At 37.0% G+C, this 26,521-nt stretch carries 19 protein-coding genes; 2 read left to right on the top strand and 17 right to left on the bottom strand.

Annotated elements, in window-relative coordinates:
* Positions 1–208: 208 nt before the first annotated feature.
* The 5 genes from EHS13_RS18320 to EHS13_RS18340 form a co-directional block, all read right to left on the bottom strand.
* Positions 209–1,846: a protein kinase domain-containing protein gene (locus EHS13_RS18320; RefSeq protein ID WP_162463160.1), complete on the bottom strand. Its 1,638-nt coding sequence runs from the start codon at positions 1,844–1,846 to the stop codon at positions 209–211.
* A gap of 129 nt (positions 1,847–1,975) precedes the next feature.
* Complete coding sequence (locus tag EHS13_RS18325) at positions 1,976–2,755, bottom strand: ABC transporter ATP-binding protein (RefSeq protein ID WP_155701752.1); 780 nt, start codon at positions 2,753–2,755, stop codon at positions 1,976–1,978.
* A 59-nt stretch (positions 2,756–2,814) separates the two neighbouring features.
* Positions 2,815–4,101 carry a ribonuclease H-like domain-containing protein gene (locus EHS13_RS18330; protein ID WP_155701753.1) on the bottom strand — a complete coding sequence of 429 codons (1,287 nt, stop codon included), beginning with the start codon at positions 4,099–4,101 and terminating at the stop codon, positions 2,815–2,817.
* Positions 4,098–6,386: a DEAD/DEAH box helicase gene (locus tag EHS13_RS18335; RefSeq protein WP_155701754.1), complete on the bottom strand. Its 2,289-nt coding sequence runs from the start codon at positions 6,384–6,386 to the stop codon at positions 4,098–4,100. Before EHS13_RS18335 ends, EHS13_RS18330 begins: the two co-directional genes overlap by 4 nt.
* Before the next feature lie 69 nt (positions 6,387–6,455).
* The gene (locus tag EHS13_RS18340; RefSeq protein WP_155701755.1) at positions 6,456–7,484 is read right to left on the bottom strand and encodes a DUF3231 family protein; all 1,029 of its coding nucleotides are present in this window, start codon (positions 7,482–7,484) and stop codon (positions 6,456–6,458) included.
* A 184-nt stretch (positions 7,485–7,668) separates the two neighbouring features.
* On the opposite strand from EHS13_RS18340, the gene EHS13_RS18345 reads away from it, so the two are divergent.
* Complete coding sequence (locus EHS13_RS18345) at positions 7,669–8,136, top strand: hypothetical protein (protein ID WP_155701756.1); 468 nt, start codon at positions 7,669–7,671, stop codon at positions 8,134–8,136.
* Positions 8,137–8,208: 72 nt separating this feature from the next.
* On the opposite strand, the gene EHS13_RS18350 is transcribed toward EHS13_RS18345, so the two are convergent.
* The 9 genes from EHS13_RS18350 to EHS13_RS18390 form a co-directional block, all read right to left on the bottom strand.
* Entirely contained in the window at positions 8,209–9,684 is a 1,476-nt protein-coding gene (locus tag EHS13_RS18350) for a flotillin family protein (protein WP_155701757.1), read from the bottom strand.
* A 39-nt stretch (positions 9,685–9,723) separates the two neighbouring features.
* Positions 9,724–10,275 (bottom strand): NfeD family protein, encoded by a 552-nt coding sequence (locus EHS13_RS18355; protein WP_155701758.1) that lies wholly within the window; start codon positions 10,273–10,275, stop codon positions 9,724–9,726.
* A 212-nt stretch (positions 10,276–10,487) separates the two neighbouring features.
* Positions 10,488–11,108, bottom strand: a complete 621-nt coding sequence (gene pilO / locus EHS13_RS18360; RefSeq protein ID WP_155701759.1) for a type 4a pilus biogenesis protein PilO — start codon at positions 11,106–11,108, stop codon at positions 10,488–10,490.
* A 6-nt stretch (positions 11,109–11,114) separates the two neighbouring features.
* Positions 11,115–12,632, bottom strand: a complete 1,518-nt coding sequence (gene pilM / locus EHS13_RS18365) for a pilus assembly protein PilM (RefSeq protein WP_155701760.1) — start codon at positions 12,630–12,632, stop codon at positions 11,115–11,117.
* A 7-nt stretch (positions 12,633–12,639) separates the two neighbouring features.
* Positions 12,640–13,404 carry a prepilin peptidase gene (locus tag EHS13_RS18370; RefSeq protein ID WP_155701761.1) on the bottom strand — a complete coding sequence of 255 codons (765 nt, stop codon included), beginning with the start codon at positions 13,402–13,404 and terminating at the stop codon, positions 12,640–12,642.
* 88 nt (positions 13,405–13,492) lie between these two features.
* Positions 13,493–13,981, bottom strand: a complete 489-nt coding sequence (locus tag EHS13_RS37385; protein WP_155701762.1) for a type II secretion system protein — start codon at positions 13,979–13,981, stop codon at positions 13,493–13,495.
* 92 nt (positions 13,982–14,073) lie between these two features.
* Entirely contained in the window at positions 14,074–15,285 is a 1,212-nt protein-coding gene (locus EHS13_RS18380) for a type II secretion system F family protein (RefSeq protein WP_155701763.1), read from the bottom strand.
* Positions 15,285–16,313, bottom strand: a complete 1,029-nt coding sequence (locus EHS13_RS18385; RefSeq protein ID WP_227014045.1) for a type IV pilus twitching motility protein PilT — start codon at positions 16,311–16,313, stop codon at positions 15,285–15,287. Before EHS13_RS18385 ends, EHS13_RS18380 begins: the two co-directional genes overlap by 1 nt.
* A gap of 40 nt (positions 16,314–16,353) precedes the next feature.
* Positions 16,354–18,018 (bottom strand): GspE/PulE family protein, encoded by a 1,665-nt coding sequence (locus EHS13_RS18390; protein ID WP_155701765.1) that lies wholly within the window; start codon positions 18,016–18,018, stop codon positions 16,354–16,356.
* Between the two features lie 348 nt (positions 18,019–18,366).
* On the opposite strand from EHS13_RS18390, the gene EHS13_RS18395 reads away from it, so the two are divergent.
* The gene (locus tag EHS13_RS18395; RefSeq protein WP_162463161.1) at positions 18,367–23,283 is read left to right on the top strand and encodes an Ig-like domain-containing protein; all 4,917 of its coding nucleotides are present in this window, start codon (positions 18,367–18,369) and stop codon (positions 23,281–23,283) included.
* Positions 23,284–23,501: 218 nt separating this feature from the next.
* Here the strand turns inward: EHS13_RS18395 and EHS13_RS18400 are convergent, their stop codons facing one another.
* The 3 genes from EHS13_RS18400 to EHS13_RS18410 are packed head-to-tail and all read right to left on the bottom strand — an operon-like array spanning position 23,502 to position 26,419.
* Positions 23,502–25,349: a hypothetical protein gene (locus EHS13_RS18400; RefSeq protein ID WP_155701767.1), complete on the bottom strand. Its 1,848-nt coding sequence runs from the start codon at positions 25,347–25,349 to the stop codon at positions 23,502–23,504.
* A gap of 13 nt (positions 25,350–25,362) precedes the next feature.
* Positions 25,363–25,914, bottom strand: a complete 552-nt coding sequence (locus EHS13_RS18405; protein ID WP_162463162.1) for a PulJ/GspJ family protein — start codon at positions 25,912–25,914, stop codon at positions 25,363–25,365.
* Positions 25,898–26,419, bottom strand: coding sequence for a type IV pilus modification PilV family protein (locus EHS13_RS18410; protein WP_155701769.1), 522 nt, complete (start codon positions 26,417–26,419; stop codon positions 25,898–25,900). Before EHS13_RS18410 ends, EHS13_RS18405 begins: the two co-directional genes overlap by 17 nt.
* Positions 26,420–26,521: the final 102 nt, after the last annotated feature.

The raw sequence follows: 26,521 nt of genomic DNA on the forward strand, positions 1-26,521 counted from the left end.
ACTAGTGAAATAACAGTGATAACTAGATTCAATCGATTAAAACGTGCTTTTAACAAGCTAATCACCTCCATTTCGTTAAAATAGACAACAAAAAAAGCACGCGTAAACGCAGGTGGTTAACCTAACGTATACGGTGCTTCCGTATGAATGATTAAATTTAATTTTGATTATACTAGATTCTCAAATTAATACAACCCTAAATTGGAATTTATTTGAACCAACGTGTTAAAGCATGCTTTTTTATATACTTACTTGGAGCTTGAAAATCTAGAGGTACTATTTTTGTGCATAATGATTTCATACATTTGGTAATAATTTGAATAGATTCTTCCTGATCTGCAAAAAGCTTGCCTCCCCATTCGGACAGCAGTATGGAAGCATAATCAAATTCTGGCATTACGCACATTGTACGAAAAGGAAGTGTTGAAAGCCATTCTTTTTGTGCTGGGAAGGCAATTACACGATTCGCCACACAATGAATGGATAGCCCTGCATCTTGTAACTCTTTAATAATCTCTACTTGTGTGTGCACTCTTGGTGAATTTAGTTTGGCTAAGGATGGGGCTGCAACGACCAGAATTTCGTTTGCCTGCCTGCACAACTCCATTACGGTCGGATCCTCCCAATGATGAGAAACATCGATAATGACAACAGGTTGATCTATGAAATACAAAAGCTTATAGCTTAACTCTTTGTTCCAAGCTTGGTTAAAGCCATTTGGTGGCAGTGGATGCAGCTCCGTATAATCCTTATTCCATATCGGTGACTTCTCACCTGTTGCGCTGTAGACCTTGTCTGCGCTGTAACGATAGCCTTGCGGAGCATGCTTTTCTCCATAAAACAAAGTAAATAATTCAGGTTGATTATGTACCGATTCAACCAATGCATGTGGAACGGCATAATGATTCAATACTCGAGCAAGCGCTAGTGAAACGAACGTCGAACCTGCACCTGGATACAAGCTTCCAACGATAATCAGCTTACGCGGAATTGAAGAAAGTGGATAATTAACAACTTTTTTAGGGGGAAGCTCAACAGGACTGACTTCGTATATTTGCTCCAGCTCAGCCAAAACATGTGAAGCCTCTTGAAAACGTTCATCGGGATTTATTTTGAGTAATTTAGTTATTATCCAAATCAGTTTCTCTGGAATCCGCTCTGTCAGCTTCTGTAATTGCTTAGCTTGAAAAGAGTAATGCTGCCCATTATTCAATAAATAAAATAGCAGCGCACCTAGAGTATAAAGATCTGATCTTGCATCCGTTTGTTGCAGCTCATATTGCTCAGGAGCGGCAAAACCTACGGTACCAAGCTGAACCGTATCTGAGCTTCGTTCAAAAGTATAGCTCCGGGCTATCCCAAAATCAATTAAGCATACATTGTTTTGTTGATCAATCATTACATTTGAAGGCTTCAGATCACGGAATATGATCGATTTAGGTTTAAATTTATGCAAATAATCAAATACCTGACAAAGCTGTTTAGCATAACGAATAACTAGCTCAACTGTCAGCGACTTACGAGCTTCAAAGAGATTTTGCAGCGTCTGCCCATTAATGTAATCCATGACTAAATAACTAAAGCCTTGAGAGTCTGGAGGATAAAAGTCAATAATTTTAGGCAAAAATGGATGATTAAGCTTTACCAGCATCGCTGCTTCATCAGCAAATCCTTGAGGTTGGCTTGCATGCCATAATGATTCTTTAATTGCCCACTGTTTACCTGCTAGCTTATGATCGTTCGCCAAAAAAACCGCACCCATTCCACCTTCACCTAAGCGTGAAATAATCGAATAGCGGTTTTCAAAAAGAGCTCCAATTTTCAATTGTGAGCGATACAAAGTCAAATGAATTCCCTCCTTCATCTACAAATCCCAATATTTGTAGCTTAGTATAGGAGGAAATGATCATAAAATCCACACTTATTTAATTAACGCCATTAAACATTCATGAAATTAATTATTATTTGAGTTGCTTTATTTATTAAATGATCCAATAACCTGAATCCAAGGACGATCATCCACCCAATTGATTTGCAGTGGGATTTGAAAAATCCGATAGAGATTATCCGCAGTTAGTACATCTCTTTTAAGGCCTGATGCAATGATTTGACCCTCATCTATTAACGCAACATGCGTGAATAACGGCATGATTTCTTCCGTATGGTGGGTAACATAGACAATCATAATATCTTGCTTGCGAAGATCATTAATATTATCCAATAGCTTCTCACGTTCATATAAATCTAAACCAGCACAAGGCTCGTCCATAATTAGAATACGAGGCTGTGACATTAACGCGCGAGCTAACATGACTTTCTTACGCTCACCCTGAGACAAGGAGCCCAATAACTGTTCACTTAAATGAGCCAATTGAACACTCTCAAGCTTGGAGTGTGCTTTATCAATTACTTCCTGAGGAATATCTTCATAGAAGCGCAAATAACTATATTCACCAGTTGCAACTACTTCCCAGACAGGATCAGTCAAGCTAAGCTTTTCAAACAAGGTTTGGCTGATATAACCAATGCTTTTACGCATCTCTCTTACATCGACCGTTCCATATAATTGATCTAATACTGTAATATGACCGGAGCTAGGAAAAGTATAGCCATTTATCATTTCTAGAATCGTTGTTTTGCCTGAGCCATTCTTGCCGAGGATCATCCAATTCTCACCAGGGTTCATGTGTAAATTCACATCATTTAGAATGGTACGTTCTTCTCGTATAAAATTCACATGACTTAAATCAATCAACGTAGCACCTCAACTCTTTTTTGAATATTGTAAACTATTTTTAAGTAAATGTAACGGGCTTATATTTTTTTGCGTAAGCGGTCTAATCTTTTCTGGATCTGATCACATAATAGCTGCTGTTTGGATTTGGACTCTTTCGAAGATGCGCGCTGCATCGACATCCTCAGGAAGGACGCCTGCTTCCAAGCATGCTGAAAAGCTTTTTCCGTCAGATTCAAAGCTGTCTGATAATCTTTAACTCGGTGTTCGTAGTACATGGCTAGCTCAATATAAGGATCTACGGAGGCAAATGCCAGTTCATTACGCTCCAAGGCAATATAATCACTCCAAAGCTTCACTGCCAATTGCTCTTGTCCCTTTTTCTTATAGTAGGCCGCAAGCAATAACCAGTGTGTACTGGATAATTCGGCGGGTCTCTCCATTAAAACTGTAAAAGCACTCTCAGCCAAATCTAATTTGCCCATTTTATCTAACCAAAGCCCAATTCGGAATAACTCTTCCGCTTCCATCGCCTTATAATCTAACTTTCCAAGCAAAGCCAAGCAGAAATGAATCGCTAAACTAGCTAATGATAGGATATCATGCTCGTTATGCACAAAAACACCAGACATAATACTCGGGTGCTTTTCAGCCAAATATTGAAAATACAAGGTAGGTGCCATTGAGCCTGGAACATCATCTAATCTCGAAAAACCAAGCCGCTCTTCTTCTACCTTACTGAGTCTGCAGGATGGCAATGTATTACGCCAAAAGCTGCGTGAAACATATAAGAAATCTAACTGCAGCAGATTCGGATTTGATAATTTCATCCGATTCATGATATAACGATTCTGCACAATGGGCCAATCAAAGGTACGGCCATTATAGGATACAACATGACTGAATCGCAGTAAGCACTCATTAAAATATCGCAGCATAGCCAGTTCCTCGGCAGGATTACGAATAAAAAATTGCTCCGTGACGAATTGATCTTGCTCATAATACCCAATTCCAATCATAAAGGGCACATTCCCCGCACCGACTCCCAAGCCGGTTGTTTCCGTATCAAAAAACAAAAGCTGCTCCCAGCTAACTTCTACATCGGGATGGAACACCCTTAGCTCTTGTGCAAAATCTAGCAGCACTCCTAACTGATATTGGCCATGCTGGTGCTGTAAAGGAAAGATTCGTTTGCGAATCAGAAAAGAACCTGCATCATTAGTTATAGTGGTTACATCTAGGTCTTCCCAATCCAATGAATTGCTTTGCTTAGGTAGCTCCGAATCAACCTCCATAAGCTCTTCTTTTTGAGCAAGGTTTGCCAGTGTTTTTCTGAAACGATTCAAGCGTTCCTGCAATAAACTCATGAACTTACCACCAGCCTTTGCAATAAATCAATGGAAAGCTGCTTGCCTAACAAACCAACTTCTTCAATAGGTCCCACACAGGCCGGACAACCGCTTAGACAGCTGCAATGTTGGATAAGCTGCTGCGCTTGTAGTAGGAGGGTATCATGAACCTCATAAAGGCGCTCACTTAGTCCAACACCACCTGGATAACGATCATAGAAGAATACAGTTGGTTTTTGATTATGCACCGCTTTAACCTGCGGGACTACACGGATATCGTATGGGTCACACATTAAATAAAGTGGAGCGATATGCACCAAAACATTGGCAATTCCCAGCAAAGCAAATTGTAAATCATTCTGGCTTTTGCCTGCAGAAATCTCTTCGTTAAAAGTAAACCAATAAGCGCTAGTATGAAGCTCTTCCTCTGGTAATCTTATCGGTCCAGAACCGATATTCTCATGGGTACGCAGTCGTATTTTCTTAAAAATAGTCGGAATAGCATTAATCGTTACGTCTCCGAATTGTCTAACTAATCCATTGGATTCTTCTTCTACAAGCACATGCAATACTTTAAGCTGAATGGCCATACTTGCATCCGTGTAATAGTCGACATTAACCTCGCGCACATAAGCTTTCTTTTCCTCATAGTCTAGCTTCTCTACTTGAAATTGAGTACCTTCATGAATATAAATAGCCTCTTCATGAATCATAGTCGGTGCGCTAAAACGATCCACTTCACCAAGTACACGATGCTCATTGGAGGTGATGTCGATAATAACAAAATTCTCTTGAGCCGCAGATCTTAACGAAATATCATGAGCAGGAAAGCTTTGATCCATCCAGTGCCAACGATTATTAGCATGATGCAGAATTTGCTGCTCTGTAAGAAACTCTAGTATCTCTATCAAAGTCTCCCCGCCAAAAGGCTCACCATGCTCAAAAGGCAGCTCGTAAGCCGCACATTTAATATGATCAACGAGAATAATTAAATTATCAGGATGGATTAAGGCTCTTTCCGGTGGCCGCTCAAAAAAATAATTCGGATTCTGAATAATATATTGATCCAGCGGGTTACTGCTAGCGACAAGAAAAGTAATTGAGCTCTCTTGTCTTCTCCCTGCTCTGCCCGATTGCTGCCAAGTACTGGCGATTGTACCTGGGTAGCCGTTCAAAACACAGGCTTGAAGCTGTCCAATGTCAATACCGAGCTCTAAAGCGTTTGTACTAACAACCCCACGTATCTCTCCACTTCGCAGCCCACGTTCAATCTCACGTCGCAGCTTAGGTAAATAACCACCTCGATAACCACGAATAGATTTCACTCCTAGCTCATGCTTTACTAAATCCTGCAGATATGTGAGCAGTAATTCCATTCTTACGCGACTGCGTGCAAAAACAATCGTTTGAATGCCATTACGCAACAAATGACCCGCTAATTTACGTGTTTCCAATACACTGCTTTTACGAATACCCAACTGCTCATTCACAACTGGCGGATTATAGAATACAAAATGCTTTTCTCCGGCTGGAGCGCCATTATTATCAATTAGTGTTGCCTTTTCACCAATTAGTCGTTCTGCGTGCTCTAACGGATTCTCAATGGTTGCCGATGCACAAATGAATTGTGGTGTCGATCCATAAAAGCTGCAAATCCGCTTAAGCCGACGGATTACATTTGCTACATGACTGCCAAAAACACCCCGATATGTATGTAACTCATCAATTACCACAAATTTTAAATTCTCGAAAAGCTTAACCCATTTGGTGTGATGCGGCAAAATTGCTGAATGAAGCATATCCGGGTTCGTGACCACAATATGACCTGCATTTCGGATCGCTTGTCGAACACTAGGAGGAGTATCGCCATCGTAAGTATTTGATTTAATGTCCGCGCCGATTCCTTTTACCATTTCATGCAGCTCAGCAACCTGATCTTGGGCTAGCGCTTTAGTTGGAAAAAGATATAATGCACGTGAGCTATCATCATTTAAAATCCCTTGCAGGACTGGTAAGTTGTAACACATGGTTTTTCCAGAAGCAGTAGGTGTAACGGTGACGATATGATTGCCTTGCATAACAGCATCATATGATGCGGCTTGATGTGTATATAAACCATCAATACCTTTATCACGTAAAGCTTGGATGACACCGTTATGGAGTCCTATTGGAAATGGTGCCATCTTCGCGTCCCGCGGTTTAATTGTATGCCAGTATGTTACTTGGCTCATCAGGTCTGGAGTCTGTTTGATCCAATCAATCATCTCCGCCATCGAAGAAATTTTACCTGTCAGACGATTCATAGCAGCCTCCGAACGCTTGTTTGATATCCTCATAATATCATACATACGTTCGTATGGATAGTCTCTGTCCTAGTCCCTGTTCTCTGCTAATTTATCTCTATCCATGGCTTGCGGTATTTGTTCCAACCAGCTATTTTCGATCATCAGGTTTGCACCGTCCTCTGAAAATGCGACAATTTCTAGCATTAAACGAAGGAAGTCAGCTCCAATATCTTTTCTGGCGGAAGTACCAATACTCATCCCATAATGACCAATACCTGCTGAGTTTAACATAGTAACATGCATCATCATAAGTTTGTCTGAAAAGGTTGCACTTGTTGAATCTGTGGCTAGAGAGTCCCATGAGCCGGCTGAAGGAAGAAATTCTTTATCTAGAATGTCACAGAACACTCTAACATGCTTATCTGAAATCTCTCTTCCCCTAATCATGTATTCCCGTACTTTGGTCGATTTAGCAACTTGACTAAATCCGATTAACAAGGTTTTACCTAATTGATTCTGGATTAAATTAAAGTAAATATTTGATATTTCAATAACGTTCAATGGTCTTGGCTTACCCAATAACTCCCCTAAATAGCTTTGTTTCTCGATAAACTGAACTTTCTCTTTATCTGGAATAAAAGGTGCTCTGGAAAATGAACCTTTCTTTAAAAGAATTTCTGTTGCTTTATTGAATAAAGCTGAAGATTCGTTCAAGCATTCTGTAAAATATTCACACATATCAAGCCTTGCTGAATTACTCAGTGCTAATGTATAAGTTGCTAAACCAAGCTTTCCAATATTTTGAATGTAGAAAAGGTAAAAGTCATCGGTAAACAAACGAGGAGCATCTGGATAAACATCATTTACAATGGAGAAAGCTTCTGGTACTGTAAGCTTTTCTTCATTGAAAAATGATTTTAATTTTCCAATATGTGTATTTGAATGATCTAGAGCCATATTAAGCACCGTTTCGATTTCCTTATCCTGAATATGCGCCAAAAAATGAGTGATAGTACAAACTGCTAAAGTATCATTAAAATAACTCGACCACAAATTTGCTATTTCTGCGGCAGTAAATTTAATTATATGTTCTGTTTTTATGGTTGACGTTGCCATTGTCAGAATCACTCCGTTTGTTTGATCTATTTTTTAAACATTGGATTTAGAATTACCTATATTGGTGATAATATACTCACTTTTTGAATAGATAAACGATTTATAAGGAAAGATAAGACTATACAATATTTTACACGGAGGATACTAATGGGAACCCAACATAAAGAAGAACTTGCCTTTGGAAATGTCTAAGGACCAATTTGAAAAGTTGCTTTGGAGTATTGCCTTACCTGGTTTTGGGCAGCTCTTAAATAAAAACTACATCAAAGGATTATTATTGATTTTTTTAGAATTTTTAATAAATCTCCATTCGAATTTTAATCAAATCATCATGCTCAGCTTCCATGGAGAAATTCATGAAGCTATCCGGTTAACTGATTACGGATGGCTGATGTTCTATCCATGTGTCTATATGTTTGCCATTTGGGATGCAGTTAAAGGTGCTCAAGGGGACTTACCTTCCTTATCATTCCTTCCTTATGTTAGCTCAGCCTATATGTTAACAGTTGGTGTTATTTACTCTAATACCTTTACTATTTTCGGAGTTTTGTGGGGACCAGTTTGGCTTCCAATCTTATTTTGCTTTCTAGGTATAATTTTAGGGCAATTACTTAAACTTTTTTTATCTAATAAGAAAATATTTCAGGAGTAGAACCTATAATCAAAAAAATGTCGCACTCATATCAGCTAGATAAGCTGTACGAGTGCGACAAATGTTTAAGAGTTAAACTTCATCTTTATTCAGATACGGAACTGAAACTGCTGGTGGTACTTGCATATCTGCCTTATCAGTGCCATGCAATACATTTTTGATAATATCCATTAATGGATAACCGGTTAGCGTTTGAGTGATCTCAGGCACCTGGGACATAATTTTCGTAATATCAGCTGTTATCTTATTAATACCTGAAGTTGCTCCGTCCTGTGAAATTACCGTTATTTTATCAACATTGGAGAGTGGCTGCGCGATGCGTTCTGCTAATTCAGGTAATATGCGAAGCATCTCAACTACAATCGCTGCTTGAGTATATTGCTTATAAGCTTCCGCTTTCTTCTCTAAAGCTGCCGCTTCTGCAAACCCTGCTAACTGAATAACCTCTGCCTGCGCCTTACCTTTTGCTAATTCTGCTGCCGCATCCGCTTGCCCGCGTTTAATCGTTGATTCCGCTTGTGCCTCCGCCTGAAGGATCGTTTGGGCCTTCTCCGCTTCTGCTCTTAGCATTACTCTTTGCTTATCTGCTTCAGCTGGTTTAATGACGGTTGCTTCCAATTCCTTTTGCTTCAGTTCAATTTCAATTTGACGAACCTTAGAGGTTGCTTCGGATTCCATTTGATTGATGCGGACCTTCTCAGTGATCAATGTTTGTTGCAGCTTATTCTGCTGTAGCTCGTATGCCAAATCGGCATGAGCTCGTTTAGTTTCAACTTCCTGCTTATATTCAGCTTGCTTGATATCAAGCCCCATTTGATATTCAGCTTCTTTAGTCTTTGACGCAGATTCTGCTTCAATTCGTAATTGATGTGCGTTCGCTTGAGCAATTGCCGCTGATTTATCCGCTTCTGATTTATTAATCGCCACATCGCGTTCATTCTCTGCACGTGAGATAGCGGCTTCCTTCTTAACCTTCTCAATCTCTGGAACACCTAAATTTTCAATGTAGCCCAGCTTATCCATGACTTGTTTAATCGTAAAGCTAACGACCTCCAAACCCATTTTATCCAGATCCTCTGAGCATGTTTCACGCATTTTACTGTTAATTTCTTCTGGATTTTTAAGGATTTGCGAAACCTCTAGCTGACCAACAATCCCTCGAAGATGACCTTCGATGCTATGTAGAATAATATTTTGCCGCTCATTATCTGGACGGTCCAAGAACTGCTCACTTGCTGTAAGAATCGCGGTTGGGTCACTTTTGATTTTAATTTGAGCAACTGCTTCTATAGATAAGGCAATTCCTTGTTTAGAGAACATCGATTGCTGAGGAACAACATCAAAGCTCATGAGCATCATAGAAATGGTTTTCGAATTCTGAAGGCCAGGAATGACGAATAATCCACCACCTTGAACAATTCTTTTACCGCCCAACCCATAAACAATCAATGCTTCATTAGGAGGAACCTTCTTATATGAACTTATCAAACTTGAAAATAGCAAAATCACAACGACTACAATAGCTCCAACCACATATAGTATAAACACAGCTTCCACTCCTATTAGTTATGATAATGAATCTTCGACCTAGTCTAGTTCTTCAAAAGGAGTTACAATCGCAATCCCTTTCTCCATTCCAACAATAACTACCTTGGTCCCACGGCTGATTTCCTGCCCATTTTGCTCCTTCACGCCTATCGAACGTGTTGTGCCACCTAAGATGTATTTCAGTTCCCCAGTACCATGTAGCGGAATTGCTGTTGTCACCGTACCTAATGTGCCTTCGATTTGATAGTTTTCCAATTTCATCAGATGCTCATCTCGCATAAGCACCTTAGATAAGAACATGAATAAGGCGGCCGCAATAACTAAACCAATCCCTGCGGCTATAAGTAGGATTAGAATCCCACTCAACCCATTATATTTTAATAGAATATAACCCGTTCCACCAAAGCCTGTTAAGAATGCTAGAATCGTTGTAAAATTAATCGGAGAATGCCCGTGACCTCCCTGACCTGAGTCGCCACTATCCATATCGACTTCTAAATTCAATGAATGGCCGCCATTCCCGCCAAATATTGTGGTGATTAAAGTCAAAATCAACCCAACCCAGAAACAAATGATATAAAACGTAAGCATGGGTTTGCTGCTCCTTTCCTCCAAGATAATATTGGAAAATATCCTACACACTAACATTAAAGTTAAACTTATTTAGTTATTACGTCAACTTTTTCCAGAAATTTCACATAAAAAAAGGAAAAAGCCCGCCATTTTTTAGATGGCGAGCTCATAATTAATGAATATCGAATAAAGTAAATTTTTAGCTTATCCTGCTATTACCCGGGAAAGTTCTAATTGTTAAAGGTTGGTTCTAGGATATCTTTGACTAGATCTTTGTAGGATGGGTCGTAATAAGAAGTAATAGATAGATTTGCTGAAATTTTGTTCTCAGTAATATGATCTGCTAAAGGCTTTTCCAAATTGAATCCTTCGATTGTAATCAATCTAGGCAGCATTTGAACCTCGTTAAGCCAATCAGCTATTTGATTATAAGTTCCATTCAAGACTAATGATATCTTTACTTCTTTTACACTAGGAAGCACAGGTGTTTCGCTACCAAAAAGTACCTGCAATTGATTAACATCATTTAAGGAATAAGTCAGATTATTCATATCAACATTAGTTTTTTCACTCGTTTTACTAAGATCAATTGTTAATTGTTCTGTGTTATCCCATAATGGCAATGCTGCCTGAACTTCTTTTTCAGGAAAACTAGCAAGTGCTGCTTTTTTCTCATTTGCTTTTTTCGTTAGTATTGTGATTTGTTGATTTAAGCTTTTAATATCTGAATCCTGAGTTTCAAGTTCTTTTTTCGATGACTCAAATCCGAGGTAGTAAAAAGCTAATAAACCTACAAAAAGGATAATGACGCAAAACAGCAGTAAAGAACGATTTTTACGGACATTTCCCAATTTTGCTCACTCCTTTTTTAAATTCTTAAATTTAACTTCAAAATTACCAGTGTATTGATTAGCTACATTTTCGGAGGGAGTGTTTAAACTGGACTGACCATTGATAACAATTGCGTTTCCACTTTCAGAAATGGATTGGAGATTTGCTGTATTAACTAAAGCTGATGCACGTAGGTCAAATAAATATTTTGAACTATCTTCAATGTTATTAAAATTCACTGTCAAAGTAATTTGGAGATTAGTATAAGAAATCCTGCGGATTAAAGCTCCTGGAGGAAGATTATCGTTAATTTCTTTTAATTGAGCTGCAACATTCTGTTTGTTTGCCTGAATTTCTGCAATAGCAGCCTCTGGATTTGTTTGGCCACCTGAAGGACCATTACTCTCAGTTTTAAACTGTGACTCCAAAATAGTTTTTTGTTGATTCTTAGTAACAAGAATCTCATCATTGGCATTTCTATCGATTAGATTATTATAATAGAAATAGCCCAAAGTCCCTGCACCTAGAATCCAAATAATTAACATAATGCTAATAATAAGTGGAAACAATTGATCTTCTCTACTAATTCTAGGGATTAGACTTATACTGGATTCATTATTCTCATATAATGCCAAACCCATTGCTACACGATATTCATCAACCGTTTTATTGCCTAATTCCGATGTGAAATTAATGGTCTGAATATCCATAGTATCTGGCAGTGATTGTTTAAGACCATTATGCAGTTGCTGTTTACCTTCGGTAGATCCAGTAAGGATAATCCGTGTAATCCGACTTGCACCCTCATAAATGCTGTACTGATAGAAGTTCAGCATGCGTGAAATTTCAGCTGTGACTTCACTCACTTGCTCAACAGATAATTCACCTTTAATACTATCTTCATCATTTTCTTCCAAGGACATATCTCTCATGAAAATTGGATAACCATCATGAAACATATAGATCTCTAATAGTTTTTCATCCATGCTAATTAACATCGTGTCAGAAAAAGATTCATCCTGCTGTAACGCAATGGCTCTTGCTAGCGCAGTTGCTGATAATTCAGCAGAATTCACTTTAATTCCTGCGTCCTGCATTAGCTTCACATAGGTATTAATTAATTTTTTAGGTGCTGCATAAATAAATAGCTGGGTACTTACTTCATCAGTTCCTACTTTGACATAATCATATATCGGATCCTCAAATGGCAAATGAAGCGTCGTCTCGACCTCCAAATCAACCAACTGCCCTACCTCTTTAGGGTTAATTGTCGATACATTCATTCTGCGAATTATTATCTGTGAGGTTGGAACAGAGATAGTTGCTATCGCTCCATTCAAGCCTTCTTTTTTCACCCAAGCTTTGAGTTGGTTATTTAATGAAAGGACATCAACAATTTGATCCTCAACAATGGTTCCTTCTTGGATAGGAAGAAAGCCGTTAATGTCAACCACCCAGGATTTGTCCTTCTTTTTCAAGATGACATACCGCACGCCAGTTTGATCCAGTGTAATACCTATTCGTTTAGAACCTATGCCAAACATTCAAAAATCACATCCCATTTTCAAATATAGAAAGATAAATATCAACAATATCCGAACCATAACCAAATGCAATTAATGTCCCTAATGCTAGAAAGGGTCCGAATGGAATGGGTTGTTTTCGTTTTACAACTTTCAATAGCAACAGAATGCCACCTATTAATGTCCCTAATAAAGAAGCAATAAATAAGGCTAATAAAATATAAGGGAAACCTATAAACCAACCACATAAAAAAAACAGTTTAGCATCGCCCATTCCCATTCCACCACGAGTTAGAATGATTATTAGCAGGATAATTCCCCCTCCTACAATTGCACCTAACAAATAACTCCATATCGTATGTAAGGGAAAGCCCAAACTTGTTAGTAAAATAACGGGTGAAAAATAAAGCAGAATTTTATTCGGAATCAACATATACTTCAAATCAGAGATTGAGATTATGACAACTAAACTGACTAGTATCAAAGCATTTAGACCTTCTAGTGTCAAACCAAACCGTAAGTAAACCCAGAGAAATAATAATCCTGTAACAGTCTCTCCGAGTGGATATAACCACGAAACCGACACTTGGCAATACCTGCATTTAGCACGTGAAATTAAAAAGCTTAGCACTGGAATGAGATCTCTTCCCTTTAATGGGGTTTTACAATTAGGGCAGTATGAGCCTGGAAAAATAATTGATTCTTTTGCAGGCACTCTCATACCTACGACATTAAAAAACGAACCTAAAAGTAAACCTAAAACAAAAAAATAACAAGATAGTAGTATGGTCATTTTAAACTCCACTCACTTATTAACTTTCTCAGGGAAAAAGGAACCAGACTTAACTGGTTCCCTACTGAAATGTATTTATAATGTGTTATTACTTATCAATTAACTGGGTAAGGTTGAAAGTTTTGTTATCTACTGTAGTACCCCCCGCTACTGCAGCACCAGCTAAAATTGTAATGTTATCAAGTGTTCCATCATCTTTAAATGTAACTATTCCACCATTTATCGTATTCTTAGTACTTGGTAATACCATTGTTGATTCAAGGTAACCTTTTGAGATTAGACCACCTTCAGCAGAAGCAGTTGCAACTCCAGTAATTTCTCCTGTACCACCTTTAATATTAATTGTTTTACCTTTAAAATCTCCATTTAGCTCAGTTGTAACCGCTAATCTAGCAGCATCATAAATTTGTCGCCCTGTTGCTATATCAGCATCGGCTTTGGAATTGCCAATAATCCGACTAACCATCGGAACAGCAATAGCCGCAATAATACCCAGAATTACTATTACCGCTAGTAATTCTATTAATGTAAAACCTTTTTGATTCTTTTTAAGTTGCTTAATTATAAATGTTGTCATTTTAAATCCTCCAATTATCATTTTTTATTTTATAGTACAATAATACCACGACTTTAGAACTATTCATATTAAAAATATGAACAATGTTTGAACTACTTGCCAAAATTTTCATACATTCCAAACATCGGAATCATGACTGCGGCAACAATTACTCCTACTACACCTGCTAAGAAAACTAGCAATAAAGGCTCTATCAGAGATTTAAGTCTATCAACTGTCTGTTCTACATCCATCTCGTAAAAATCAGCAATCTTCTCCAGCATTTTATCTAATGAGCCAGTTTCTTCACCAATTGCAATCATTTGAGTTACCAAGGGTGGAAATACCCAAGCTTTTCGTAATGGATCGGATAATGGTTTTCCCTGACGAAGGGATTCTGCTGACTTACGAATAAAACCACCAATAACTTTGTTATTCACTACTTCTTCTACTATACTTAATGACTGTAATACAGGTACTGAACTCGAATAAAGGGAGGATAAAGTGCGTGTCATTTGAGCAACAGCACCTTTTTGGCGCAATTTACCGAATATTGGCATTTTAAGTAAGCCGTAATCGATTATATAAGCACCGCGTGTAGTCCTTTTAGCGATTTGATAAATGACAATAATTCCAATTACACAGATTAACCAGATGTACCATTGATGAGAAAGACTATTACTTGCCGCTAATACAATTTTAGTAATTGTGGGCAACTCTGCATTCATTGATTCAAACATGGTTACAAATTGTGGCACAACGGCTTTTAACAGATAAATTACAGCTGAAATTGCAATAAAACCAACAATAGCGGGATAAGTTAGAGCAGATTTTATTTTCTCACGCGTTACATGTTCCTTCTCGAAGAAAATAGCTAATCTCTCAAGCGTACCTTCTAAATCTCCTGATTCTTCACCAGCCCGAACCATATTAACAAACATTGAAGGGAAAATTCGTTTGTGATCCATAAGCGATTGCGAAAAAGACACTCCCCGCAATAGACTAGAATTCACATCTACCAGCGCTTTTTTTAATGGCTTGCTTTCAGATTGCTCTCCTAGGATCCTAGTTGCTTCCACTATGTTGACACCTGCTCGAATTAATGTTGCAAACTGTCGACAATAAACTATAAAATGAATAGTTTTTACCGGATTCCCAATATATATTTCTACAGATAACACCGTTTTTTTGCGTTCTTTTAATGTGAGCACAACCAGGCCACGCTTACGTAGTTCCTCTACTGCAGCAGATTTATCATGTGCTGCTAATGTACCTTTTTGCTGCCCGCTGCTTGCTGATCTGGCTTGGTATACAAATTGGGCCATTACATACCCCCTTCAGTCAGATATGCTTTAGCCGCAGATGGTTCAATCAGCCCTTGCTGCAGTTGATCTCTGATCGTCATTTCCAAAGTGTGCATCCCCAATGCCCGGCTAGTCTGCATTACACTTTTAATTTGATGAATTTTTTCAGAGCGTATTAAATTTGCTACTGCAGGCGTGTTAATCAGAATTTCTGTCGCACAGCTTCTTCCTAGTCCTTTTGGTTTGGGGAATAATCTTTGTGAGATTACACCTGCAAGAACAGATGCCAATTGGACACGAATTTGACCTTGCTGATGACCAGGAAATGCATCAATAATTCGATCAATGGTTTGGGCTGCATCTGTTGTATGCAGTGTTGCAAAAACCAAATGGCCAGTTTCCGCTGCTGTAACAGCTGCAGAAATAGTTTCTAAATCACGCATCTCTCCAACTAATATAACATCAGGATCTTGGCGAAGTGCCGCCCTTAATCCATTGGAAAAGCTTTTTGTATCGTTGCCGACTTCACGTTGATCAATAATCGATTTATTGTGGGTATGTAGATATTCGATTGGATCTTCCAATGTTACAATATGATGTTTTTGTGTTTTGTTAATGAAATCAATCATTGCAGCGAGCGTCGAAGATTTACCACTACCTGTTGGTCCGGTTACAAGCACAAGTCCTTGGGGCTTCAAAGCCAAAGTGCTAACAATAGACGGGAGCTGCAGCTGCTCAAGTGTCGGGATTTTAGTAGGGATGGTCCGAATCGCGATACTTACTCTCCCTCTTTGTCTATAGGCATTAATTCTGTAGCGTGAGAGGCCCTCAAGCTCATAGGAAAAATCTATTTCTCCAGCATTCTCAAAGCGCTCTGCTTGTTCTCTACTTAACAATGATTCTGCCATTTTTGCAGTCTCTTCAGAATTAAGTGACTCACTTTCTAATGGTTTTAAAGAACCGTTTATTCTAAGTACTGGAGGAGAGCCAACTGAAATGTGTAAATCTGACGCATTCATTTCATGTGCTATCTTGAGAAGCTCAACCATACTTTCTAGTGAATGTGGCACTGAAGATCCCTCCATTTATTTATAATGAAACTGTCTCTCTAATTACTTCTTGCAATGAGGTAATTCCTTGCAGCACTTTCTCAATTCCATCATCCATCAATTGAATCATTCCATGTTCAAGTGCAGCGACCCGTAAATCATGAATTGAAGCTGAATCTGTAATGAATTGCCGGATATAATCATTAATAAGCAGAACCTCATGAATAGCAATTCTTCCACGATAGCCTGATCTGCCGCATGCTGTACAACCAGCTCCCTTATAGAGCTTTGTAGCCGTAATTCCACGACTTGTGAGAAAAATAATTTCTTGCTCTGTTGGAACATAAGACGTTCTGCAATCTTCACAAATTTGACGAACTAACCGTTGAGCCACAACACCTATTAATGAAGAAGCTATTAAATAGGATTCGATCCCCATATCACGAAAGCGTGTTACCGTACTAATAGAATCATTCGTATGGAGCGTTGATAAAACTAAATGCCCGGTTAATGATGCACGAATCGCAATTTCTGCAGTTTCAGCATCTCGAATTTCTCCGACCATAACAATATTAGGATCTTGCCGTAATATGGAGCGTAATCCAGTTGCAAAGGATAACCCAATGGTTGAATTGACATGAACTTGATTGATTCCAGGCAATTGATATTCCACTGGATCTTCGACAGTGATAATATTAGCATTTTCCTGATTAAGATGACTGAGAGCAGAATATAATGTAGTTGTTTTCCCACTGCCTGTTGGACCGGTTATTAGCATGATTCCATAAGGTCTTTCGATCATAGTTTTAAAAAGCTGTGAATTATATTTATTAAATCCAAGTTGGTTAATTGGTTTAACCCCTGTGCTTAGATCTAAAAGTCGTAAAACAATCTTCTCTCCATGGATAGTCGGTAAAGAGGATACACGAATATCAATAGATTTGTAATCAATAACCATCTTAATTCTTCCATCCTGCGGAAGACGACGTTCGGCGATATTCAGCTTGGCCATAATCTTCAGTCTTGCTGTGATAAAACCTTGCATCTGCTTAGGAATTGTTCGTTCAGTCCTGAGCTTGCCGTCCACTCGATATCGAATTGCTAGTGTAATTTCACCGGGATCAACATGAATATCAGATACTTTTAATTGGACGGCTTGTTGAATCATTTGGTTTACAAGCCTAACTATTGGCGCATCTTCATTAGTAATCTCTGTTTCTCTTATATCTTCATTAGTAGGAAGATCAACCATCATTTGATTCATTGAATCCTGCAGACCATAATGTCTAGCAATTGCCCGTTGCAATTCATCTCGACTGGATATGGCTGGTTCTATCCGAAACCCCGTGCTCATTCTCAGCTCTTCAATCGCAAAGTAATCCAATGGATCAGCCATTGCTACCATTAATTTACTGCCATCTTTACTTAGTGGAATAACTTGATATCTCCTTGCTAAGCTTTCAGGAATAATTTGAATGATGGCTGCTTCGATTTGATATTTACTCAAATTCACATGTGGTATACCTAGTTGGAATTCTAATACTTCAATTAACTGTTGTTCTGTAACATAACCTTGTGAGATAAGTAAATCGCCTAGCTTTTGTTTGGTTTTACTTTGCTCACCTAAAGCTTGTTTTAGCTGATCATCTGATATGATTCCACTATCAACTAGCAAATCTCCCAATCTCTTTTTTACATTTACCATTCTGATTCAACTCCACAACAAATTTTCGACCTAAAAGAGCTAAAGTTTAATAGTTCGAAAGTCTTAATTTTTTGTAAAATAATTCAAAATTCTTTCTTGCGCTTACCTTATTTATAACATATTATAGAATATGTATAGCATAGCATATTTTTTAACACAATGTGGCATTTTTCTTTAATATCCGCAAAATATCACGTTTTTTTTGGATTTAACAATAATTATTTTAGCGAATTTGTGTTAATTTCACTAATTTTTGTCTATTAACAAATTTATTTAGAGTAGTTCTACAGAACTATTACTAAAAATCTAAAAAAATATTCACTATGACTCAAACAAAGGATGATTCTAATGAAAACACTTACTCTTTTCGACAAGCTTAAACCAAAGAAAACTGGATTGAAAAAAAAGCAATTAAATCTACTATTAATTGCCACTCTTATTATTTCCTCAATTAGTTATATTGGCAATAAACCTGGCATTGCCCATGCTGCTGCTGCTCCAATTACTATTTCATTAAAATCAACTATAACGAATGGAAACTATGTATCTAGCGGTAAATTAGGGACAACCGCTTTAACAGCTTCTTCTACTAGTGTATGGTTCGGAGAGCTATTTGATTTAGAAGATCTCGGAAACGGGGATTTTGCATTAAAATCTAGAGCAAACAAACTCTATGTATCCGTTAATAGTAGCAATGCACTTATTGCCTCTAAGTCATCTACTGCAACATCTATTCTAACTTCTGCCGAGAAGTTCAAAAAAACAATTAATTCAAACAATACAATTTCTCTAAATTCTAATTCAACACTTAAATATGTGACAGTAAATTTAACTACCAATCAGCTTACAGCCAGCCAACTTACTAATACTAGTAACGCAGAGCAATTTCAAATCTCGACCCCATATGATTTAAACAAAACAATTCGAATTTTAGAGATTACCGAAAGTGGTAGTTCTGATTTAAATGTGGACACGGTAATTGGTAATACAACAAATAACATTGTAGTTTTTGAAACTATAAAGATGAAGACTTTTGTTGCTTTGAGAGGCGAACTGGATGGTAAATACGATGCTATCTATATTGGTAAAGGAATATATAATCCTACTGGTGTTGCACCTGGTGTAATGAACGCTACAGGAACAGATGCTCTTCATAATACAAAAGCTTTATTAAATGATATTACTAACCTAAAAGCAAATGAGATTGTTAATGGATATATCAATAAAGGACTTCCAGTAATGTTTTATAGCGATCAAGCTACTAACGGTGGGTTTTTATATCAGAATAAATTTGCAGATGGTAGCAGAGGAAAATTATATACAACTTTCTCAACATACAATTCGTTAACTCCAAAAAGTAATGTCATATTCGTCTCAGCAGCAGATATTCTCAGCACAACGGCTTTTATTAACAAAACTAATTTATTACAGAATGCAAACATTCGCCCTCGAATAAACATGACGTCTAAACCAATTGATTATACAGCAGACGTTAATAAAATATACTTTGCAGGAGAAGACCTTACTTTCACCTTTAATATAGGGAATGTTGCAGACATTACCCAAAGGCATTTGGTAGCTAAATTATATATGGGAATAGATTACGTTCTGCTGTTTGGAGCAGATCAATTAATCGCTACTCAACCGATTACTTCACTAACTGGAAATACGCTTACCTTCCATCTACCTAAAGGATATTCAGGGCTTCATTATTGGAAGTTAGAATTAGTAGATTTAGGTAATAGCCTAAAAGATACGGAAACTGGACTTATTCGCTATAAGGATCAAAAAACAATAATCAACGTATTGCAAGTATTACCTGTAAACGGAGATTCGAGTTCCCTCTTAAAACCAACCAACTTAAATCAAAGCTATTTGGAAACACCCGATTATAAAATTAATATAACTGTTAAAACCATAACTGATTTTAATACAAGCGATTATCTAAACTTAAATGGTAAATATGATATGATTATTTTTGGATTTACTGATTCTTATAATAACTCAGCTGAAATTAATGCGCTTGCTTCTGCTGCAACTAAAGCTTTTATAAAAACAGGACAAAGTGTAATGTTTACACATGATACGATTTTTAATAACGGTACCACTAGCAATCAAAATTGGCTTAATTACTTCCAAACAGCTACGGGTCAAATTGCTCCTTGGACTAATATGGGATATGGGGCACCACTGACCTCTACTACAACAAAAAAAGTAAATGATGGTATATTAACTCAGTTTCCTTTTTATATTGGCAGTGCTGGAATCACTCCTTCCGTTGCATTAACACATGACCAATATTACACACTCGATCTAGAAAATCGCAACATTATACCTTGGTATAACATTACTGGAGGTACTCGAGATAACGATGATAGCTGGAATCATTATTATACTTATTCCAACGGCAATGTAACTTATTCAGGTACTGGACATACAAATACAAATTTCCCAGATTGGGAACAGAAGCTTTTTGTTAACACAATGTATAGAGCATTTATTGGTTCCAATCATGCTCCAACTCTTGAGATCTACTCTCCTGAAGCTTATTCAATTTCAGCTAACAATATTATTCCTTCAACTAGTAATATATTAGTCAGCTTTAAACCGGATGATTTTGACTTGGTAGATCGTACTTTAAACACTACTATCAAATACAAAATTAATAATAGTGGGAACTGGGTAACTTGGCTAGCAGAATCCGAAAGATCATCTGGTGAAGTTATAACACAAAATTTTGCCAACCCACTCCCAATTTCAGATTATCCTTTTGGTGGTGATTTGACTATTCAAATTTCAACAACAGATAAGAGCTTTGCTATCGTAACAAAAGAAATTGTAGTAAAGATTGTCAATGTAGCAGCTAACTTAGACATAAGTCGTACGGTTTCTGCAAATGTAATAGAAAATCAAATAGAAAAAAATGAAAATGTGGATATTACCTATACCATTGCTCCAAAATCGATTGCTTCAGCTACTGGGATTGCTGCATCCGATTTGGTTATTAGAGGAATAAAACTTCAAGAATTATTCCCTGCCGATATGGACATTATCACTCTTCCTAGTATAATTACTGGTCAAAACAAAACCGGTAGCCTTGCTACTGGATTCACACTAAATGGTAATCTACCTGATATCCAGTACAGACTTAATGGAACAAAGTTTATAGCAGATCCAATTGTATTTAAAATCACAGTTAAGCCTTCCAAGAACAAAAACTATTTATTAAATAATTCAAATTTAACTTTTAGTGATTTTAAAATTGGAAGTCTAACGCCGCTATCGAAAACACTTCCTTTTACAGCATTTTCACTACAAGGTGTTACCAGAGTAACTTCCTTGACTTTAGATCACGCTGATATTGCTAAGGGAGACAATTCAAAGCTAATTGCAAAATACGCTCCTTTTGATGCTACAGATTTTAATTTTACTTGGGAGTCTAGTGACCCTACTATCGTCTCAATTGATCCTATATCTGGTAATTACATCGGTGTAAATCAAGGGACCGCACAAATCACAGTTAATGCCACGGATGGCAGTGGACTAATAGGCACTAATACGGTAACAGTTATCCAACCAGGTATTAACATTATTGGCCAGAATTCAGTATATGTTAAAGATACTATCAATCTTGAAGGTGTTTTCGTCTCTATTAATGAAAATGTTACTTCATCTTCTTGGACAGTAATCTCGGGAACAGATAAAGTCAATTTAACAAATGGCGCAGGTCCACTTAATAAAGTATTAGAGGGTTTAGAAACAGGTTCTGCAACCATTCAATTAGATGTTTCTACTTTAACTGCTGGCACTAAGTTACCAAGAAGTTATTCTACAACCCTAATAGTAAATGTTTATAACTCGGTTGATTCTGTTTCTATCGATATTAACGGATCGGATGAGGTTACAGTCGGAAGCAACATTAATCTAACTGCTAGGATAACTCCTTCTGATGGTAAGAATTCAGGTTATACATGGACCCTATTAAATCCATCAACTCCTCCTATTGCAAGTAAATCGGACAGCAATAATACAACTACTTTAACAGGCTTATTAAATGGAGATGTAACGGTTCAGGTTACTGTCGGTGGTATCAATGGATCAGTTTCTAGGTCTGTGCAAAAGACTATTCATGTCAAACCTAATTTCAACATTACGGGACCAAATAAGGTCAATGTTGGCGAACAGATAAATTTAGAGGGAATCTTCTTACCGAATACACCTAATATAACCTCTGCTACTTGGTCAATAACTTCGGGGGGAACGGGTACAAATAAAATTATTGAATTAACTAATGACTCAAGTATGCTTAAAAAGGTAATAACAGGCTTGAAAAAGGGTTCAGCCGCTATTGAGTTAACCGTAACAACTTTAACTGATATAAGTAGAGACTATACAAGAAGCTTTACTGTAACAGTCTCAAATCCAGTTACATCAGTTAATATTGATAGTGATTTTGATGAGGTTGCAGTAGGTGATACTCTAAAACTTACTGCTTCAATAACTCCTTACAATGGTGATAATTCTGGATATACATGGACTATAGTAAATCCATCTAATCCAGCGGTTGCTAGCAAAGTGGATAGCAATAAAACCACTACTTTAACTGGTTTAACAGAAGGTGATATTACTATTATGGTTTCTCTTGGCGGTATTAATGATGAAGAACCAAAGACCAAAACAAAGATCATTCATGTCAGAAAGCCATTAAATTCAATCTCAATTAATAATTTTGATCCAATTTATGTAGGTGATTCAATTACACTTAATAGCAATATTGCTCCCGGTACCATTGTTGATAACAGTTCATATACATGGGAAATGGTTGGTCCAACAACAGTTGCGAATATTACATCAACCAATATACATCAGAGCAGTACTGATATTAAAGGCTTAACGGCTGGCACTGCCGAAGTTCAAGTCTCCTTATTAAATGTATCAGCAACTAAACCTATTACAGTCAAGTGGCTTATAACTAGCTTAGGATTTACATCTTCATCTACTAATATTCAACTTAAACCAGATGCAGCTTTAAGTTTAATTGATACTAATTTACTTACCATTGGCACTGATTTAACAGATGTATCAAAACGAAATGGCGCATTAATTTGGAGCACAAGTAATAGTTCTATTGTCTCTGTTACTCCAAATGGAGAAATTTCCGGAAAGAAACTTGGCTTTGCTGATATAAGAGTAACCTATAAAGATAGACCATTAGTGACATTTGCAGTAATTAGAGTTTATGTAGTTAATGGAGATTATTATTAAACACTAGTAATTCTTAAACTACCTACTCCAAATTGTAGGCAATCGAAAAACTGGCTTCTGTAAATTCTCAGAAGCCAGTTTTTTGTTTCTACAATGATCAATTGAAGCTCCTATTAGGCGTATGCATGTAACACAAAACCCCCTTCTATGAATACTTAATAAAAAGTACCCATCATTTTAGGGGGCAAAAAGATTATGAATTAGAGGAATCGAAAGTTTTACTTAACAAATGTTTTTTTGCCAATTACTACATTAACATGATTTACACGCGGTAAGCCCGCTCTTTGATCAGTAAAAAAATCATTATTATAGTCTATTACTAATCTCGGTAAGGTTCTGTCCTCAGTACCAGAATCTACTGTTATAGAATTACCTGTTGCACGAGTTGTACCAAGTACTGCATTAATTACCAATTCTTTTTTAGCAAAAAAACCGCCACGGATCCAAAAGGTTGAACCTACCCCAAATAAAATTGCACTATCATCTGTATAAAAGTAAGCTTGGAGTACTTTAGAATTAGTAGCGTCATAGGGAATTGCCGGTTTAAATGCCTCCACACGATTTATTAATATTTTCCCTTTAGATATTAGCACTAATTGCTTTCTCGCCCCATCTGCCCCTATTAGACCTCTTATTTCAGCATCCTCGATTGTAGTCGTACTATCTTTTAAGGAGTTTAAAACACCTTGCGATTTTAGTGAAAAAATGGTGGCATCAAAATCCACCTTGCCTCTGATATAAATCTCGCCTTTAACTAATATATTTCCTCTAACCTGGATTGCAGCTGAATTTTCGTTAATAATATTTAAGTCTCCATTGACAATCAACCAATTACTTTTATATGGAGCCGTTGGATCTAATGTATTTCGTGGAAAACGATATCGATCATTTTTATCTGACTCGTTGTAAAGAAGCTGTTTTAAATTAATACCATCCAAATTTAAATCTCCTTGATAAATGGTCGATGAAGTTAAATTTTTAAGCTCTTCATTGATAGGAATCAATGCAGCATGATAATCACCTATTCCGGGGTCATTTTCATCTATTGGTGAAATAGGTGGTACAATTACATTAATTCTATGCGGTTCAACAGTACTAGCTGGACCATATGCAGCAATCAAGTAAGTCATCAATCCATCAAAGCTAGTGGTAGAGTTAATATTTCCTCTATCAGCATCCCTTACCCCAACTGCTTCTGCTACTTTGTCAATAAATGATTCATCGATATCTATTGGAACAAATTTCCCTTGATCTTTAGGTATTATCTTATCCGTTGTTATCCCTAGAATTTTCTGTGAATTAAAAGCGTTATTATCTCCACTTAAACTCATACTATTATAATTAGATTCCACATTAGTATTACAATATAAAGCACGACAATAAAAAACCTTAGTTAAATTTTGTACGTAAGCAATTCCATTTAATAGTGGATACAACGTTGATAGATATTGAAACTCTTGTGATTGTTGATTATTGTATGAATAATTGGCTTCATTTTTGATTTTTAAATTCTTACCTGAATATATATTCCCATTAATCTTAGGAGCTCCATTCAAAAACACATCTCCCTCTGAACCTAACGCATACCGTAAGAAATCAGGATAAGTGTCCAATGTAACAGCTTGAGTTAATTTACGTGTAACCCCATTTACTACGCCTTCAGCATATATGTCTATTTGATAAGTATTATCATCAATTCTAGTTCCATCGCTAAACCCAGTTATCCTACCTACAGGTTTTTTTACACTTGATAATTCTGTGCCAATTATTAATTCACCGCCATTGTTGCGTTTCCGATCTTCCATTTCATCTCCAAACTCATCGAGAATACTATCTATTTTTTCAGGAGTGAAAGAATGATAGGTATCAAATTTTGCAACCAAATAAGCTACTGCTTCGTTTAATGCCTTTTCTGCCAAGTGCAAGCTTTGCACATCGGATTCTCTTACTTCACTTCTCCCTGCCCCCCCAAGACTAGCGCTTAAGACAGCCATACCAAGCATCATAAATATAACAATCATAAATAATACCAATAATAATGATGAGCCCCGTTCTTGACGAATCATTTCGCATCCCCGCTTAAAAACCAAATTTACTATCCAACTCTAACTTTTGTACCTTATTTTTAAAAGTCTGTGTAAGCACTAACTTTATTTGGATGATTCCACTGCTGCATTGCGTGATTCCATTGCAGTCTAAAGTTATTTTTGAATTTAAACCATCAATTGTTGATTTAATTACGAATGGATTTACATTTGGGGTATTCGAAGCGGCACTATCCAGATCATTAATAAAAAGTGCATCATTAGCTATTTTAATTACTTTTCTGAGTTCACCATTCCGATAAACATTTTTATTTAAAATAACTCCATTTAAATTGTCCACACCATTCCCTAAGATTTGAACATTATCAGGCGCATATTCATACAGCTGTGAAATTATGGTTGACATCACTAAATCACCTTCATCTCGTAAGGATCCTTCTATGTTAACTTTATAGTAGGCATCAAAACCGAAGGTAATGGTTGCATAAATAACACCGGATATTAGCGAAAAAAGCGTCAGAGCCGCTAATAACTCAATTACTGAAAAGCCCTTCTCACCAACTAATTTTTTAACGAATGTCCCCACTGGTGATATATCCCTCCACTTCTGAACTTCTATGATTACTTTGAATGGGGTCGATATTACTAACTTTCACAACAATAGGCAATAGATATTTATTTAAATCTGGATTGACATTGTCAGGTTGATATTCAATGGTAACGTGATAAGGAATATTATTCACAACAGGATTTAATACTTCGACTAAAGAAGATGAGTTAATAAACAACTTTTGAAATTCTGGTGTACCGCATTGAGTATGGTTACAATCGGTATAGGATAAGCTCATCTTGTCAGGAATAGGATTATTGACAAAATAACCTTTCATCTTAACAAAATCCTGCTTTTCCATATATACCAATACGTTACGTGCTATATTGACCATTACGGTCTTGTTCTGGTTTCCCTTGTTGTAAGTCATCGCACTATTGAAAAATGCAGTCATGGTCAAACTAGCAATCGACAGGATGACAATCGAAGCTAGCACTTCAATTAGTGAAAATCCGCCTTCTTTTTCATGTCTTGAATTCATTGATTCTATGTCTCCTATACTTGTAATTTGGATATTATTTCATCTAGCATACCATATTTTACACAAAAAAACTCCTCATTTGACAGGAATAAGTCCAAAATA

This window comes from Paenibacillus psychroresistens, from assembly GCF_009728935.1.
Classification (GTDB): Bacteria; Bacillota; Bacilli; order Paenibacillales; family NBRC-103111; genus Paenibacillus_AC; species Paenibacillus_AC psychroresistens.

Excerpts from the sequence above, each read along its gene's own strand:
- EHS13_RS18395 (WP_162463161.1), top strand. The coding sequence starts at position 18,367 with ATGAAAACACTTACTCTTTTCGACAAGCTTAAACCAAAGAAAACTGGA.
- EHS13_RS18340 (WP_155701755.1), bottom strand. The coding sequence starts at position 7,484 with ATGGCAACGTCAACCATAAAAACAGAACATATAATTAAATTTACTGCC.
- EHS13_RS18385 (WP_227014045.1), bottom strand. The coding sequence starts at position 16,313 with ATGGTTGAGCTTCTCAAGATAGCACATGAAATGAATGCGTCAGATTTA.
- pilM (WP_155701760.1), bottom strand. The coding sequence starts at position 12,632 with ATGTTTGGCATAGGTTCTAAACGAATAGGTATTACACTGGATCAAACT.
- EHS13_RS18355 (WP_155701758.1), bottom strand. The coding sequence starts at position 10,275 with ATGCTTACGTTTTATATCATTTGTTTCTGGGTTGGGTTGATTTTGACT.
- EHS13_RS18370 (WP_155701761.1), bottom strand. The coding sequence starts at position 13,404 with ATGACCATACTACTATCTTGTTATTTTTTTGTTTTAGGTTTACTTTTA.
- EHS13_RS18335 (WP_155701754.1), bottom strand. The coding sequence starts at position 6,386 with ATGAATCGTCTGACAGGTAAAATTTCTTCGATGGCGGAGATGATTGAT.
- EHS13_RS37385 (WP_155701762.1), bottom strand. The coding sequence starts at position 13,981 with ATGACAACATTTATAATTAAGCAACTTAAAAAGAATCAAAAAGGTTTT.
- EHS13_RS18380 (WP_155701763.1), bottom strand. The coding sequence starts at position 15,285 with ATGGCCCAATTTGTATACCAAGCCAGATCAGCAAGCAGCGGGCAGCAA.
- EHS13_RS18330 (WP_155701753.1), bottom strand. The coding sequence starts at position 4,101 with ATGAGTTTATTGCAGGAACGCTTGAATCGTTTCAGAAAAACACTGGCA.
- EHS13_RS18390 (WP_155701765.1), bottom strand. The coding sequence starts at position 18,018 with ATGGTAAATGTAAAAAAGAGATTGGGAGATTTGCTAGTTGATAGTGGA.
- EHS13_RS18410 (WP_155701769.1), bottom strand. The coding sequence starts at position 26,419 with ATGAATTCAAGACATGAAAAAGAAGGCGGATTTTCACTAATTGAAGTG.
- EHS13_RS18400 (WP_155701767.1), bottom strand. The coding sequence starts at position 25,349 with ATGATTCGTCAAGAACGGGGCTCATCATTATTATTGGTATTATTTATG.
- EHS13_RS18345 (WP_155701756.1), top strand. The coding sequence starts at position 7,669 with ATGTCTAAGGACCAATTTGAAAAGTTGCTTTGGAGTATTGCCTTACCT.